This is a genomic window from Affinirhizobium helianthi (genome assembly GCF_042680945.1).
Lineage (GTDB): Bacteria > Pseudomonadota > Alphaproteobacteria > Rhizobiales > Rhizobiaceae > Neorhizobium > Neorhizobium helianthi.
Genome location: NZ_JBHUEQ010000004.1, coordinates 187488 through 201818 on the forward strand (window position 1 = coordinate 187488; position 14331 = coordinate 201818).

A 14331-nucleotide genomic window follows, 5' to 3' on the forward strand; every position below is an offset into this window, starting at 1 on the left:
GTCCGTAGCGGCTTTCAAGCGTGTGGAGGAATTTTATCTATAAAAACGGATTGCGATCAGGATATTTGCGCAGTACGGATATGGAGGATCAATGTTTTATCTATAAAGTGCGATGATCGATCTCTATGCCTCGAAAATCAGAAGCCTGACTGTCCGGGATCGCCTTCGGATTCTGGAAAGGACAGGCGGTGCCGACTTCTCCTCCAATGATTACCTCGCCCTCTCGAATTCCAAGGCTTTGGCGGATCTGGTGGTGCAGGGGCTGGAGCAGGGTGTGCCCGTCGGCGCTTCCGGCTCAAGGCTGTTGCGCGGTCATCATGAGGAGCATGAGCTGCTGGAAGAAGAGGCGGCCCGCTTCTTCGGGGCGGCGCGGATGCTGTATTTCGGCAGCGGCTATGCCGCCAATCTTGCTGTTCTGTCCACACTGCCGCAGGCAGGAGACCTCATTCTCCATGATGCTCTCGTTCATGCGAGCGCTCATGATGGAATGCGTGCCAGCCGGGCCGAAATTCGAAGCGTTGCCCATAACGATGCCGATGCCTTTGAGGCGGCAATCAAGCAATGGCGGTTTGCGGGCCATGCCGGTCGCCCCTGGCTTGTTGTCGAAAGCCTCTATTCGATGGATGGCGATTGCGCGCCGCTGGAGGCTCTGGTGGACATTGCAGATCGATATCAGGCCTTCCTGATTGTGGATGAGGCCCATGCGACCGGTGTGTATGGTTCCGAAGGCCGCGGTTTGGCCTCGGCCTGGGAAGGGCGTGAAAACATCATCACCATCCATACCTGCGGCAAGGCGCTGGGCAGCCTTGGGGCGCTGGTCGGAGCCCATTCCGTTCTGTGCGAATACCTGATCAATCGCGCACGCCCGTTTATCTATGCCACAGCGCCGCCGCCCATTCAGGCCTATACCGTGAGACATGCCCTGAGGCTGATCCGTGAGGAACCGCAGCGACGGCTTAAACTCCTCGAGCAGGTGACGGCGACCCATTCCCTGTTCCGGCAGAAATTCGGCCATTCTCCTAGTGAAACGCAAATCCTGCCAGTGATGATCGGCGACGACAGGCGCGCCGTTGAACTGTCGAGGCAACTTGTCGAGGCGGGTTTCGATATCAGAGCCATTCGTCCGCCAACGGTTCCTGCCCGCACAGCGCGGTTGCGCATCACGCTCACTCTGAATGTGGATGCGAAGACCACCGGCGACATGCTGTCCTGTCTGGCAGACCTTCTGGAGAAAGCGATATGAAGCAGGCCTTTGTTGTGACCGGAACAGATACTGGCCTTGGCAAGACTGTCTTTTCGGCAGCGCTGGTTCAAGCCCTGAACGGCTTTTACTGGAAGCCGGTTCAAAGCGGCCTTGAGGAGGAGACAGATAGCGCAATCGTCGCGCGGCTGGCTGCCGTCAACACCTCGCGCATCCTCCCGGAAACATACAGGTTGAAGCTTCCTGCTTCACCGCATCGATCGGCCGAAGCGGAAGGGATGGAGATAGAGCCGGAACGACTAGCCGTGCCGCAGGTGGATGGCGCATTGGTGATTGAAGGGGCTGGCGGCCTTCTGGTGCCGCTTACTCGGAAGGTCACATTTGCGGATGTCTTTGCCCGATGGCGATTGCCTACGATCCTGTGTGCCCGCACAGCACTTGGCACGATCAATCACACATTGCTTTCGCTGGAAGCCATGCGCGCACGCAAGATTCCGGTGCTGGGCGTCGCCTTCATTGGTGACGAGGTGCCGGACACGCAAGCCATCATCGCGGAAATGGGTAGGGTGCGTGTCCTGGGGCGGCTTCCCGACCTTGCGCTGCTTTCGCCACAGACGCTGAGGCGCGCATTCCAGCAAGGTTTCGACCTTTCGGATTTCAAGGGGAGCGAGTGTCGATAATGTCTTCCTCATCCATCTGGCATCCCTTCACCCAGCATGCGCTGGAACCCGCCTTCGGCAAGATTGCCGCCACCGAAGGCGCCTATCTGATCGAGGAAAGCGGGCGGCGGGTGCTGGATGCCATTTCCTCCTGGTGGGTTATCACCCACGGCCATCGCCACCCGCTCATTGTGCAGGCTGTGCGCCATGCGCTGGATCGCTACGATCAGATCATCTTTGCCGAATACAGCCATGAACCTGCGGAGGAACTTGCTGACGAACTGGTCAGGATTTCACCGACGGGCCTGGAGCACGTCTTCTTCTCCGATAGCGGATCGACTGCCGTGGAAGTGGCACTCAAAATGGCCCTCGGTCACTTCCACAATCTGGGAATGCCTCGCTCCCGCATCGTTGTGATGGCGCACAGCTATCATGGCGACACGATTGGAACCATGTCTGCCGGCGAAAGAGGCGTCTTCAATGCCGCCTACCAGCCTCTGCTCTTCAGTGTCGACACAATCCCGTTTCCCGTCGCGGGCCAGGAACAGGCGACGCTCGATGAACTGGAGCGGCTGTGTCGCAGCGGAGAGGTTGCAGCACTGCTTGTTGAGCCGCTGGTTCTCGGTGCGGGCGGCATGAAGACCTATTCCGCCACTCTTCTGGCGCGCTTGCGAGAAATCACCAGCCATTATGATGTGCTTCTCATCGCCGATGAGGTCATGACCGGATGGGGGCGTACAGGGAGCCTCTTTGCCTGTGATCAGGCCGGTATTTCACCGGATATTCTCTGTCTCTCGAAGGGGATCACGGGTGGTGTTTTGCCGCTGGCGGTGACGCTGGCCAGCCCTGACATTTTCGCCTCGCATTATTCCGAAGATCGGCGCCGGACCTTTTTCCATTCCAGTTCCTACACCGCCAATCCGATAGCCTGTGCGGCTGCGGTTGCGAATTTGCAGATATGGCGAGACGAGCCGGTGATGTCGCGACTGGATTGGATTTCGGGCGAGCATGATCGCCGTCTGGTGCAGCTGTCTAAGCTGACCACTGTAGCGGAGACGCGTCAGGCCGGCACCATTGCCGCCATTGAACTGCGGGTGTCGGAAGGCGGCTATCTTGCCGAGATCGGACCGAAGCTTCGCAGGTTTTTTCGCGAACGTGGCCTTCTCATCCGGCCCCTTGGCAATGTCATCTACCTGATGCCGCCCTATTGTGTAACTGAAAGGGATCTTGATCTGGCCTATGGGGCCATGGAAGAAGCCATCCGGCTATTTGGTGGCGCAAGGCCATGATAGTCGGCAGTCGCTTTGCGGGTTTCGGACATTATGTACCGGAGCGTCGGGTGGATAATGCTGAGCTGGAGAGGCATTTTGGCCTTGAAGACGGGTGGATTGAAGCGCGCACCGGCATTCGTTCCCGTCGCTGGGCGCAGGACGGCGAGCGCCTGACGGATATGGCTGCGAATGCCGGGAAGGCTGCACTTGAGCAATCCGGATTTGCGCCGAAGGAGATGGGCTTTGTTCTTCTGGCAACCTCCACTCCCGACCATCTTCTGCCCCCATCTGCACCCCTGCTGGCGCATAAGCTGGGCATGGTCTCAAGTAGCGCCGTGGACCTCGCAGGCGCCTGTTCCGGTTTCCTTCAGGCATTGGTCATGGCCGATGCGCTGGTGCGAACGCAGGCAAAGCCGGTTCTTCTGGTGGCAGCCAATATTCTGAGCCGACGCATCAATTGGCAGGAGAGGGGCAGCACCATCCTGTTTGCCGATGCTGCCGGTGCCGTTGTTCTTGCCCCCTCCCTCGAAAGGCGGGGCCTGCTTGCCAGTGCCTTTGTTTCGGCAGGCGCGCATTACGATCTGATTGGCATTCCCGCTGGCGGCTCGGCGCACCCCTTCGATGCCGGAATGGAGCCTGCGGATGCGCGCATGACAATGCGAGATGGGCGCAAGGTCTTCACGCTGGCTGTAGACATGATGTGCAGCCTTGCGGAGCAGGCGCTTGGCGATGCCGGTCTGGCACGCGAACAAATCGATCGGTTTATCCCGCATCAGGCCAATGGCCGCATGATTGATGCCGTGACCGAGCGCTTGCGTCTGCCGCCTGAAAAGGCCGTTCGAAGCTTGACCGAGTTCGGCAACTCGTCGGCGGCAACCATTCCCCTCTCGCTATCTCTGTCTCAGCAGGAGCGACCCTTCAAGACGGGCGAGACGCTTCTCATGACTGCTGCAGGGGCTGGAATGTCTGCTTGCGCTGTGGTGTGGCAGGTTGCGCATTGCTGAAAGCGCCGACGGTGCGTCTTCGTGCCAAAGCATTCCGTTGAACACGGAGTCGCCTGAAATGCTCTGTCTCTTTGTTTTGAAGCAGTCCGCACGCGTGCTGTACGTGGGCGCGGAAAGGAGTGAGGCCGTGTTGTCTCCTGTGGACCGCGTGGATTGAGCAATTTTGAAGAATGCAATAGTATTTATGTTGACTTTCAGTAAATTCTGCGTATTGAATTTGTGTATTGAGCGTATATAAAGTGAATATTCAGTTCATTGAATTGAATTTATTCGAATTTCTTAAATATAGATCGGTTGATAGCGTCGTATTATTAGTATGATTTTATCCGGATTTTTTTCTGGGAGGATATGTAATTTCCGATTTCAGAAAATGGGATCATTCAGAAGGGCGGTCAATATAGTTCCTTGTCCGCAGCCGTATATCGCGCTGACGGTCAGAGTGTTCTCGTTGAGATGCGGTGCCGATCGATCATTCTCCGCAAACCAATTTAAACAATGGATTTCAAGTGCTGGACTCGATACGCGTTATTCATACTCTCGGCCCTGCTGGTACAAATCTCGCTGCCGCGGCAGCGGAATGGTTTTCTCGCAACAAGATCAAGGGCGACATCGAACTCTACGAAACTGTTGAATCCGCTATTGATCATATGCCGCGCGATCACTGCCATGCGCTGCTCACCTGCGCCGTTTATCCCAACTTGTATAATGTGGTTTTCAATAACCTTTCGCGGCTGAAGTTCATCGACAGCTTTATCTGGTCGACCTTTCCCATGTTGCTGGCGTCCCGGGATGGGCGGCCGCCGCGGGTTGTGTCGACCCACCCTGCGCCGCAGAGCCTTGTGCCTCAGGGGATGGAGCGGGTCATTACAACGAGCAATTCTCAGGCGGCCGTCGATTGCGCCAGCGGCAAGACCGACGGTTGCATCACGACCATGGCGGCGCTGGAAATGCACGGTCTGAAAATCGTGGAAAATTTCGGGCCTGTGCCCATGGTTTTCACTCTCCACGGCCAGGTTGCCGCTGAAGGAGTGTCATGACGGATCCGATCGATTTGCCAGCTGGCGGGGTGCCTCGAAACAAATACATGCCCCGCGCCAGAACTAGAGCACGTCCAGCAAAAGTGCGTTAGCGGTTTTGCGTCCGGACTGCGTAAAAACAAAGATACAGAGGATTTCAGGTGTCCCCGTTTTCACCGGAAATGCTCTAGCGGATCTCAACCCTTCAAGATGTAAAACACGGTGGAATGAAGACCATGGACATCGTCCAATCGTACTGGCCCGGCATCTTCCTCTCCTGCGCGACCTACGCCATTGCCGCGATGAGCCCTGGTCCTGCCATGATGGCCACAATGGGGGCCGCCATGGAATCCGGGCGCAAGGCCGGATTCGTGCTCGGGCTTGGTATCGTGGCCAGCTCCATGTTCTGGGGCCTTCTCTCGGTCTTCGGGCTCTCCACCCTATTGTTAACCTATCCCGGCGCAGTGTGGTTCATCCAGATCTTTGGATGCATCTACCTCTTGTATCTTGCCTACAAGACATTGCGTTCCGTTGTGTCGAGCAGCGAGTTGAAAGTCTCTTCCTCGGATCTCAGCAGTAAAGATGCTCTCAGTTTCTTTCTGCATGGATGCGCGTTGAACATCACAAATCCCAAGGCCATCATGACGTGGATAGCGATCATTTCCTTGGGATTGGCGCCGGATGCTCCCATCTGGGTTGTGTTCGCTGTCATCGGCGGCACAATGATTTTTGCCTTTGTTTTCTATTCGAGTATAGCGTTTCTGTTTTCCACTCAAAAAATGGTCAATCTATACGCCAAGGCCGGGCGATGGATTGATGGCTTCATGGGTCTATTCTTCATTTATGCAGCATTTGCTTTGCTGAGGCACTAGGGCATTTCCGGCAAAACCGGCATGACCTGAATTGCTCTATCTATTTGTTTTTTAAGAAGTTCAGACGCAGAAACCGCTGACGCGCTTTTGCTGGATGTGCTCCAATTATATTTTCATGGGATGGTGTGGCATGCGTAACGCATCGCGCGAGAGCTTGGCTTATTCGAAATCCAATTCGATGGAAGAGAGCGCTGCTTCGCTTCCCAGTGAGCGCACGGGGATCGCTATCTCGCATATGCCCGCAGATTGGGGAGGGGAGGCGGCGGTCTCCGATACAGTGCTGCAACTGACTGGCGATTTCAGCCGATCTGTCGCTTCCGAACTCACCGAGTCCTGGTTGAAGGGTGCCAGGTCTCTCTTGCCTGTCTTTGCGTTTACGCTCGCGACGTTCACCGATGCAACGGCCGTGTTGCTCCAGGTTGAAGTGGAAGGCGGTGCCCATCAGGCCGTTCAGATTGTCTATGACCTTGATGAAGCCAGCTCATTCAGTGCGATGGCCGCGCATACGGAAGTCCTGTTGTCGCGCGTGCTGCACGCTGTTGATGAAAGCAGGACCAAAAGCCTGCACGTGAGGGTCCTCGACAGCAATAGCGGTCAGGAGATCGATTTCCATTTCGCCGTTTCGGAACAAGGTTTGTCTGTCACCGTGAGTGCCGCGAGCGAGCAGTTGTTTGCGGGCTGGCTTGCGCATGTTTTCGAGTGTTTCGATTTCTATGGAACGCAATTTCAATGCGAGCCTATCGCGCCGCATTCCGCCATCAAACTCGTTCCTCCCCGGCAATGGGATGTGTTGAAGCAGATCAACGACACGGCCACGGATTATCCGCGTGACTCGGATCTGATCTCCATCCTGTTGGCCTCCAGCGCAAGCCATAGCGATGAAACGGCATTAATCGCAGGCGCGAAGCATACCACTTTCTCGGCGCTTCTGGCGCGGGCGCGTTCGATTGCCGCCTGGCTCACTTCCATCTGCGATCCGTCGGGCCGCGGCGTCGGTGTCGTGGTTGATCGCAATGAAAATGCCTATGCCATCTATATCGGGATCCTTATGGCTGGCGGGTATTACGTGCCCGTGTCTCCGAAAAACCCGGCGTCTAGAATCGGGCAGATATTTGCCGATGCGGATGTTTGTGTTGCCCTGATGTTGGATCGGGGCGAGGAGGTGCTGGACGGCGCCCATGCGCTTGATGCCATTCCGCTGGAAGCCGCCCCGCATTTTCAACCCCGGCAAAGGACGCCGGACAGCATCGCCTATGCCATCTACACGTCCGGCTCGACGGGCAAACCCAAAGGCGTTTTGGTCACCGACCGGAATGTCCTGCGATTTGCGATCAATGCGGCGCATATTACCTGGAAAGCCGAAGACCGGATGGGAGCCATTTCCAGCCACGGCTTCGACGCATCCACCTTCGAGATCTGGAGCGCCCTGCTCAACAACATTCCCATCGTGTGTCTGGGCAAGGATGCCATTACGGATCTCGAAGTGTTCGAAAAGATCGTGCAGGAGCAGCAGGTAACGGTGATGGTCATCACCAGCGCTTTGCTGACACACATTGTTTCAGCGAATATCGACGCGCTCGCCCCGCTTCGCTACCTGGTTTATGGCGGTGAATTGACGCCGATCGAGACCGTTCGACGGTTGCGGACAAGGTTTCCTGAGCTTGAGCTGATACATGCCTACGGGCCGACCGAGAATACGGTCCTTTCGACCTTCCATTCTGTCGAGGCTCTTCCGCCTGAACGCGTGCCAATCGGTCGGCCGCTCTCCAATTCCGGCGCCTGGGTGGTGGACGCTGGCTTCAGACCATTGCCCGTGGGTGCAAGAGGCATGCTGGTTGTGTCAGGCGATGGCGTGGCGCAGGGCTATATGAAGCGCCCCGAGGCGACAGCGAAACATTTCGTGCCTATGCCGGAACATCTTCGCCAGCGAGACGACGAGCGCGGATATATCACCGGGGATATTGCCCGCTGGAATGACCAGTTTGCGCTGGAATTTCTGGGGCGAGCCGACAACCAGATCAAGATCCGCGGCTTCCGTGTCGAACTCGACGAGATCCGCGCGATCCTGACCGGCCTGCCGGATGTCATCGATGCGGAGGTTATTCCGGTTGCCGCAGAGCATGGTGGAACTGCCGCGCTGGAGGCTTTCGTTGTGACGCAAGCGGCAAGCACCGAGCCCATCCGGGCGCGTTTGGCGCAGCATTTGCCAGATTACATGGTGCCAAGGGTCTTTCACAAAATCGAATCTCTGCCGTTCAATTCCTCAGGCAAGGTTGATCGACAAGCACTGGCAACACTGCGGAGTGCCGCGCCATCGAGCGAAGCACTGGATGCCCGTAACGACACGGATCGGCGTTTGCTGGAGATCTGGAAGAGGCTTTTCGGCGTGCCGTCCCTCTCCATTGACGACAGTTACACCTCGCTAGGCGGCCACTCGATGATGATGGTGGAAATGGCAGACATGGTGTTTGACGAGTTCAACCTCGACATTGCGCTGACAGATCTGGTGGTGCTTACCACGGTCAGACAAGTCAGTGACGTGCTGGCCCAGCAGATGAAACAAGCTGAACTGTCATGAAACCGCTGCCGATAGCGCCCACCTGCAGCATTGGCGCGGGCGCCTGTTTCCGCAGCCTCAGATGCAACCGGCCTGCGTAAGCAGTCACGCACAGATCGAGTCATTCGTTCAATGTTGAAAAATCTCTCATCCGGCACACAAGGAACATGGCTTGCCATTCCAGGCGTGGGTTCCTTCAGTGCATCCTTCGATCCCATCGCCAGGTCGTTGAGCGCGCTGGGGATCGGTCTTGTTGCCGTCGAACTCATGGAGGTCTTCAAGGGCAGTCCGGCGCTGCAGCATGTCGATCATCTGGCGGATCTGATTGTCAGCGCGGTTCCGACCCTGGCTTTGGGTGAAACATGTACTGTCCTCGGCCACTCATTCGGTGGCCGGATCGCCTACGAGCTGGGGAGAAGACGCTCGCTGCAGGGCCTTTCATCCCGCATTATCATGATCGATGCGCTGCCCAGGAACCTTGACGGCAAAAGTGAGCCAGAGGGTACAACGCTTTCTGATGGATCGCTTCTTCGCTGGTATGTCTCCACATTTCCGGAGGCCTTTGCACGCAGATTTGCGGATCTTGCGGATGCTGACCTTGCAGCTGCGCTGGTATCGTCCAGAATCTTCCGCAAGGACGATATTGCCGGTTTCATCGATGCGATGAGACGTCAGATAAGTGCGCATAACGCTTACGCGCCTGATGTTGCGGTTTCGCAAGAGGTCAGGCTGGATGTCATCCTTCCCGATGCGGGTTCGTTTGCCTCTACGGATCAAGCGCTCATCCAGAAAATCCTGAACCAGACGGCTGCCAATTGGACGGTGCATCCCGCCCGAGGCGATCACTATTCAATTCTGAAAACACCGGAACAAATACTGGCTGCAACAGAATTATCGAATGCAGATCGAATTTAAGAAAACATATTCAAAGGTATAAACAATGGACGAAAATGCCGGTGAGCAGAGGATTGATCTGGACGATCTATCCAGGAAACTCCACGCGGGAACAATAGCTGACGTTCTTGACGGAAAGGGCTTCTGGGGCGTGCTGCCATCGCAGGTGGTCGGCAAGGCAAACACACGGCCGGTACTTGGAAAAGCGTGTACCGTGCGATGGGCGCCTCTTCGAAAGCCTTCCAGCATCATGGCGCCGCAGGGGTCCACCTGGGATGCCGTAGCCGACTTCCTGCTTCCGAATATTGAGGACGGTACGGGCAGAATCTACGTGGCAGGGGTGGAGGATGGCTTGCTGACCGAATATGCCTTGGCGGGCGGTTTCAGTTGCGGGCATTTTCAGCGCATTGGCTTCGAGGCCATGGTCCTTGGCGGTGCCGTGCGGGATGCGCATGCTGTTGAACTTCTAACCATTCCCGTCTGGGCGACCAATTACGCGCCCGCCGATACCCAGGGCAATTATCAGGTCAAGGAAACGGGAACATGGTGCCGGATCGGCAACGTGACGGTGAATGAGGGTGATTGGATCTTTGCCGATCAGACCGGCATCATCTGCATTCCAAGCGCGCTGTTCAGCGAGGTGATCAGCCTGTGCCTTGCCGTTGAAAGCACGGAGCAGGAGATTGAGCGGCGTGTCGCAGCGGGCGAACGTCTTTACGACATCGTCAAATCGCTCGGCAGATTGTAAAGGCGCGCTGCTCATGGTTGCGTTGATTGATCGCTCGAGGAGCGTCGATATTGTTGATCCGGCCTTCATGGCCGATCCCTATCCAGACATGGCAAGATGGCGTCGCGAGGGCGGCGTGCACTGGATCGAGTCCCAGCATGCCTGGTGCTTGACCAGATACAAGGACGTCCGGCAGGCGCTGATGGATCAGGCAGCGCTATCCAACGACGTGATGCGGCCATTCATACGGTATGCCGGTCGCAGCAACAGCGTGATGAAGCATTTCGAGGAGTGGCTGACCTTTCTGGACCAGCCAATGCATGGGCGGATTCGCAGTGGCATCAATGCAGCCTTTCTGCCCGCCGCGATCGAGACTATGCGGCCTCTCATTCAGGAAAAAGTGGCCGCGCTGGTTTCGCAGATGCTGGACAAGTCTGATGAGCCGGACTTCGTGAAGGATTTCGCAGCCTTTCTGCCAGCCTATGTCATTGGTGGAATGCTGGGTGTGCCCGATGAAGACCTGCAACGCCTTGCCCAATGGTCCGACAAGCTGGTTCGGTTTGTCTTTATATCCATGGGCGAAAACGGCTTGAACAGGTTTTTCGGTGTCATCGAAGTGCTTGAGGAGATGAGGGACTATTTCAAGGAACTCATTGCAAAACGTCATGATTGCCAGGGTGATCTAGTGATCGACGCGCTGATCGCGGCGTCACGTGGGGGAGCGATCAGCGATCACGAAGTTGTATCGACCTGTATGCTGCTTGTTCTTGCAGGCAATGATGCGACCACAATGCATTTGACCAATTCGATAAGGGCGCTTTTCCTGCATCCGGACCAGCGCAGTGTCTTGCTGGATCGCCGCCATGACCTGGCTTTCCTGCGCAATGCCATTCGCGAGTTGATGCGGTGGGATAGTGCAAGTTTCCTGGTGATCCGAACCGCAAGAAACGATTATGCAGTTGGCGAAACCATCATTCCTGCCGGGGGGCGGATCTATCTGTGCCTTGCCTCCGCCAATCGGGATGAGACTGTCTTCGAAAATCCGGACATGCTTGATCTGAAGCGTGAAGAGGCCCGGAAAGTCATCACTTTAGGGCAGGGTATTCATACCTGTCTGGGAAGTCACCTTATCTATCTCATCAGTGAGATCGCCTATCCCATCATTCTCGAAAAGCTCGATGGCTGGGAGCTTGCCAATGTGCCATTGGAGTTTACGGATCTGACGGCGTTCAGAAGTTCACGTAGTCTACCTTTGAGATATCGCGCCAATCACCTCTCAAAGGTCTCGGCATGACGAAAACGGTGTAACAAAAAAGCCTGCCCTCGATCTGTCGAGGGCAGGCTTATGACATTGATCGCTATCCGGTCCGACGGATCAGACGCAATCTATCCAACTCACTCCCACTCGATCGTGCCCGGTGGCTTCGAGGTCACATCATAGACCACGCGGTTGATGCCGCGCACTTCGTTAATGATGCGGGTTGCCGTGCGGCCCAGGAAGTTCATGTCGTAGGGATAGAAATCCGCCGTCATGCCATCGACGGAGGTAACGGCACGCAGGGCGCATACGAAATCATAGGTGCGGTAATCCCCCATGACGCCGACGGTCTGCACCGGCAGCAAGACGGCAAATGCCTGCCAGATCGTATCGTAGAGACCGGCCTTGCGAATTTCGTCCAGATAAATGGCGTCTGCCTTGCGAAGGATATCGAGCTTCTCCCGTGTCACCGCACCGGGGCACCGGATGGCAAGGCCCGGGCCGGGGAAGGGGTGGCGACCAATGAAGCTGTCCGGCAGGCCAAGTTCGCGGCCAAGCGCGCGCACTTCATCCTTGAACAGTTCGCGCAAGGGCTCCACCAGCTGCATGTTCATGCGCTCGGGCAAGCCGCCCACATTATGGTGGCTCTTGATCGTGACGGAAGGACCGCCAGAGAAGGAGACGCTCTCGATTACATCGGGATAGAGCGTGCCCTGTGCCAGGAACTTCGGCGCGCCCTTGCCGTCGCTGGCAATCTTGGCAGCTTCCGCTTCGAACACTTCAATGAAGAGACGGCCAATCGTCTTGCGCTTCACTTCCGGATCAGTCACGCCAGCGAGCTCGGTAAGGAAGAGGTCGGACGCGTCCACGTGAATCAGCGGAATGTGGTAGTGGTCACGGAACATGCCGACGACCTGCTCACTCTCGCCCATGCGCATCAGGCCGTGATCGACGTAAACGCATGTCAGCTGATCGCCAATGGCTTCGTGGATCAGAACGGCTGCCACGGAGGAATCCACTCCGCCGGAGAGCGCGCAGAGCACGCGCCCATCGCCAACCTGTTCCTTGATCTTGCGGATCATTTCCGCACGATAGGCAGACATGGTCCAATCGGATTTGAGGCCAACGATCTTGTGCACGAAGTTGGACAGGAGCTTCGCGCCATCGGGTGTGTGCACCACTTCCGGATGGAACATGGTGGAATAGTAGCGGCGCTTTTCATCGGCTGCGATGGCGAAAGGCGCATTTTCGGAGGTCGCAATCACCTCGAAGCCTTCCGGCAGCTTGGTGACGCGGTCACCATGGCTCATCCAGACGGGATAGCGTCCGCCGACATCCCAGAAACCTTCAAACAGAGGGCTTGCCGCCTTGATCTCCACGTCGGCGCGGCCGAATTCCGCTGCATGGCCACCTTCAACAACGCCGCCCAGCTGGGTGCAAAGCGTTTGCTGGCCGTAGCAGATGCCGAGGATCGGAACGCCGGAATCGAAGACTTCCTGCGGAGCGCGCGGGCTTCCTTCGGCGGTCACGGAGGCAGGGCCGCCGGAGAAGATGACGCCCTTCGGCTGCATCTTCTGGAATGCGCCTTGCGCATTCTGGAATGGATGGATTTCGCAATAGACCCCGGCTTCGCGGATACGGCGCGCAATCAGCTGCGTCACCTGGCTGCCGAAATCGATGATGAGGATGCTGTCGGGATGGGCTGTCTGGGTCATGGCGAGCCTTTAAAGAAAACCGGCCGTTTTTGCAACTGCGTCAAAGGCTCAAATCGCCGGAAACGAGGGCCTGCGTCAAGCGATCGACAGCCTTTGCCAGCTTTTCGTCGATGACATGCAGATATTCGGTCCAATCGCTGACCTGGCGCAGCTCCGCTTTGCCATCCGAAATGCCCCGAAGTCCGATGAGGGGAAGCTGAAAGGCATGGCAGGCGCGCAGGATCGCGAAGGTTTCCATCTCCACCAGATCTGCCTCGATACCGTCATAGCCGGCGCCGGACACGATATTGGCGCCGGTGGAGAGGGACGCGACAGGAACGCCCGGAATGCGGTGAGGAAGATCGATGATGGCTGGCAGATCGAGAAGCGGAGTCCGCCCTTTTTCGAAGCCAAGCGGTGAGGCATCCATATCGCGGTAAGCCACGGAGGAGATCTGATAGACTTCCGTTTGCTCGAGAATGCGTGAGCCTGCGGAGCCAAGGCAGACGACGAGATCCGGCAGGTCCTTGCGCGCGGCGAGTTCGGACAATGTCTTGGTGAGGGTCACGGCGGCTTCAACAGGGCCGATGCCAGTGATCAGCGGCGAAATTCGTGCCTGTAGATGAGGCCCATATTCGGGATTGGCCGCCATCACAAACAGCAGGCGCTTGCCTGCGACACTCTTCAGTTCAAAGCTCATCCGGTCACATCCTCGCGCCCACGGATCACCATCATGCTTCCGCTCATCGAGGCAATCAGCTTGGCAGGGCCATTGCTCAGGGCATAGGCCCGGCCATCTGCAACGATGATGGTAGAGCCCGGCTTGGTAATTTCGCCGCGAAACAGAAAACGATCCCCACGGCCCGGCGACATCAGGTTCACCTTGAACTCGATGGTGAGGATGGAGGCTTCCGGATCGATCACGGTATAGGCCGCATAGCCGCAGGCTGCATCCAGTGCAGCGGAGATGACGCCAGCATGAAGAAAACCGTGCTGCTGCGTCAGCTTTGGGTTGAAGGGCATTTCGATTTCGACCATGGCATGTTCCACCCTGGTCAATTCGGCTCCGAGCGTGCGCATGAACTGCTGTCGCTCATAGCTGCGTGTCACCCGCTCCCTGAAATCGCCTGGGTCTGTCTCGTCCATGTCTCGCCCCTTTTCGCGGGTGCGAAATTGGC

General features: G+C 57.0%; 13 protein-coding genes. 10 read left to right on the top strand and 3 right to left on the bottom strand.

Going from position 1 to position 14331, the window contains the following annotated elements; all coding sequences use genetic code 11:
• Nucleotides 1–112 precede the first annotated feature (112 nt).
• The 10 genes from ACFSE1_RS04280 (at nucleotide 113) to ACFSE1_RS04325 (ending at nucleotide 11495) form a co-directional block, all read left to right on the top strand.
• Nucleotides 113–1243: an 8-amino-7-oxononanoate synthase gene (locus tag ACFSE1_RS04280; protein ID WP_377396941.1), complete on the top strand. Its 1131-nt coding sequence runs from the start codon at nucleotides 113–115 to the stop codon at nucleotides 1241–1243.
• Nucleotides 1240–1881, top strand: coding sequence for a dethiobiotin synthase (gene bioD, locus ACFSE1_RS04285; protein WP_377396943.1), 642 nt, complete (start codon nucleotides 1240–1242; stop codon nucleotides 1879–1881). The genes ACFSE1_RS04280 and bioD overlap by 4 nt, the downstream gene beginning before the upstream one ends.
• Entirely contained in the window at nucleotides 1881–3149 is a 1269-nt protein-coding gene (locus tag ACFSE1_RS04290; protein ID WP_377396945.1) for an adenosylmethionine--8-amino-7-oxononanoate transaminase, read from the top strand. Before bioD ends, ACFSE1_RS04290 begins: the two co-directional genes overlap by 1 nt.
• Nucleotides 3146–4135, top strand: a complete 990-nt coding sequence (locus ACFSE1_RS04295) for a beta-ketoacyl-ACP synthase III (protein WP_377396947.1) — start codon at nucleotides 3146–3148, stop codon at nucleotides 4133–4135. The genes ACFSE1_RS04290 and ACFSE1_RS04295 overlap by 4 nt, the downstream gene beginning before the upstream one ends.
• A gap of 458 nt (nucleotides 4136–4593) precedes the next feature.
• Complete coding sequence (locus ACFSE1_RS04300; protein WP_377396949.1) at nucleotides 4594–5172, top strand: type 2 periplasmic-binding domain-containing protein; 579 nt, start codon at nucleotides 4594–4596, stop codon at nucleotides 5170–5172.
• Nucleotides 5173–5387: 215 nt separating this feature from the next.
• Complete coding sequence (locus ACFSE1_RS04305; RefSeq protein WP_377396951.1) at nucleotides 5388–6023, top strand: LysE family translocator; 636 nt, start codon at nucleotides 5388–5390, stop codon at nucleotides 6021–6023.
• Nucleotides 6024–6153: 130 nt separating this feature from the next.
• Nucleotides 6154–8601: a non-ribosomal peptide synthetase gene (locus tag ACFSE1_RS04310; RefSeq protein WP_377396953.1), complete on the top strand. Its 2448-nt coding sequence runs from the start codon at nucleotides 6154–6156 to the stop codon at nucleotides 8599–8601.
• A 111-nt stretch (nucleotides 8602–8712) separates the two neighbouring features.
• On the top strand, nucleotides 8713–9495 hold the full coding sequence (locus ACFSE1_RS04315; RefSeq protein WP_377396955.1) for an alpha/beta fold hydrolase: 783 nt from the start codon (nucleotides 8713–8715) through the stop codon (nucleotides 9493–9495).
• Between the two features lie 25 nt (nucleotides 9496–9520).
• A complete protein-coding gene (locus ACFSE1_RS04320; RefSeq protein ID WP_377396957.1) occupies nucleotides 9521–10222 on the top strand; it encodes an RraA family protein in 702 nt (233 codons plus the stop codon).
• A 13-nt stretch (nucleotides 10223–10235) separates the two neighbouring features.
• On the top strand, nucleotides 10236–11495 hold the full coding sequence (locus ACFSE1_RS04325; protein ID WP_377396959.1) for a cytochrome P450: 1260 nt from the start codon (nucleotides 10236–10238) through the stop codon (nucleotides 11493–11495).
• 101 nt (nucleotides 11496–11596) lie between these two features.
• Here ACFSE1_RS04325 and guaA read toward each other — a convergent pair whose 3' ends face one another.
• The 3 genes from guaA to ACFSE1_RS04340 are packed head-to-tail and all read right to left on the bottom strand — an operon-like array spanning nucleotide 11597 to nucleotide 14299.
• Nucleotides 11597–13174: a glutamine-hydrolyzing GMP synthase gene (gene guaA, locus ACFSE1_RS04330; RefSeq protein ID WP_377396961.1), complete on the bottom strand. Its 1578-nt coding sequence runs from the start codon at nucleotides 13172–13174 to the stop codon at nucleotides 11597–11599.
• Nucleotides 13175–13214: 40 nt separating this feature from the next.
• Nucleotides 13215–13853, bottom strand: a complete 639-nt coding sequence (locus tag ACFSE1_RS04335; RefSeq protein ID WP_377396963.1) for a 5'-methylthioadenosine/S-adenosylhomocysteine nucleosidase — start codon at nucleotides 13851–13853, stop codon at nucleotides 13215–13217.
• Entirely contained in the window at nucleotides 13850–14299 is a 450-nt protein-coding gene (locus ACFSE1_RS04340) for a PaaI family thioesterase (protein WP_377396965.1), read from the bottom strand. The genes ACFSE1_RS04335 and ACFSE1_RS04340 overlap by 4 nt, the downstream gene beginning before the upstream one ends.
• Nucleotides 14300–14331 lie beyond the last annotated feature (32 nt).

What these genes read in the sequence shown, in the direction of transcription:
- guaA (WP_377396961.1), bottom strand. Translation starts at nt 13,174, where the DNA reads ATGACCCAGACAGCCCATCCCGACAGCATCCTCATCATCGATTTCGGC.
- ACFSE1_RS04290 (WP_377396945.1), top strand. Translation starts at nt 1,881, where the DNA reads ATGTCTTCCTCATCCATCTGGCATCCCTTCACCCAGCATGCGCTGGAA.
- ACFSE1_RS04335 (WP_377396963.1), bottom strand. Translation starts at nt 13,853, where the DNA reads ATGAGCTTTGAACTGAAGAGTGTCGCAGGCAAGCGCCTGCTGTTTGTG.
- ACFSE1_RS04305 (WP_377396951.1), top strand. Translation starts at nt 5,388, where the DNA reads ATGGACATCGTCCAATCGTACTGGCCCGGCATCTTCCTCTCCTGCGCG.
- ACFSE1_RS04320 (WP_377396957.1), top strand. Translation starts at nt 9,521, where the DNA reads ATGGACGAAAATGCCGGTGAGCAGAGGATTGATCTGGACGATCTATCC.
- ACFSE1_RS04295 (WP_377396947.1), top strand. Translation starts at nt 3,146, where the DNA reads ATGATAGTCGGCAGTCGCTTTGCGGGTTTCGGACATTATGTACCGGAG.
- ACFSE1_RS04315 (WP_377396955.1), top strand. Translation starts at nt 8,713, where the DNA reads ATGTTGAAAAATCTCTCATCCGGCACACAAGGAACATGGCTTGCCATT.
- ACFSE1_RS04325 (WP_377396959.1), top strand. Translation starts at nt 10,236, where the DNA reads ATGGTTGCGTTGATTGATCGCTCGAGGAGCGTCGATATTGTTGATCCG.
- ACFSE1_RS04280 (WP_377396941.1), top strand. Translation starts at nt 113, where the DNA reads ATGATCGATCTCTATGCCTCGAAAATCAGAAGCCTGACTGTCCGGGAT.
- ACFSE1_RS04340 (WP_377396965.1), bottom strand. Translation starts at nt 14,299, where the DNA reads ATGGACGAGACAGACCCAGGCGATTTCAGGGAGCGGGTGACACGCAGC.
- bioD (WP_377396943.1), top strand. Translation starts at nt 1,240, where the DNA reads ATGAAGCAGGCCTTTGTTGTGACCGGAACAGATACTGGCCTTGGCAAG.
- ACFSE1_RS04310 (WP_377396953.1), top strand. Translation starts at nt 6,154, where the DNA reads ATGCGTAACGCATCGCGCGAGAGCTTGGCTTATTCGAAATCCAATTCG.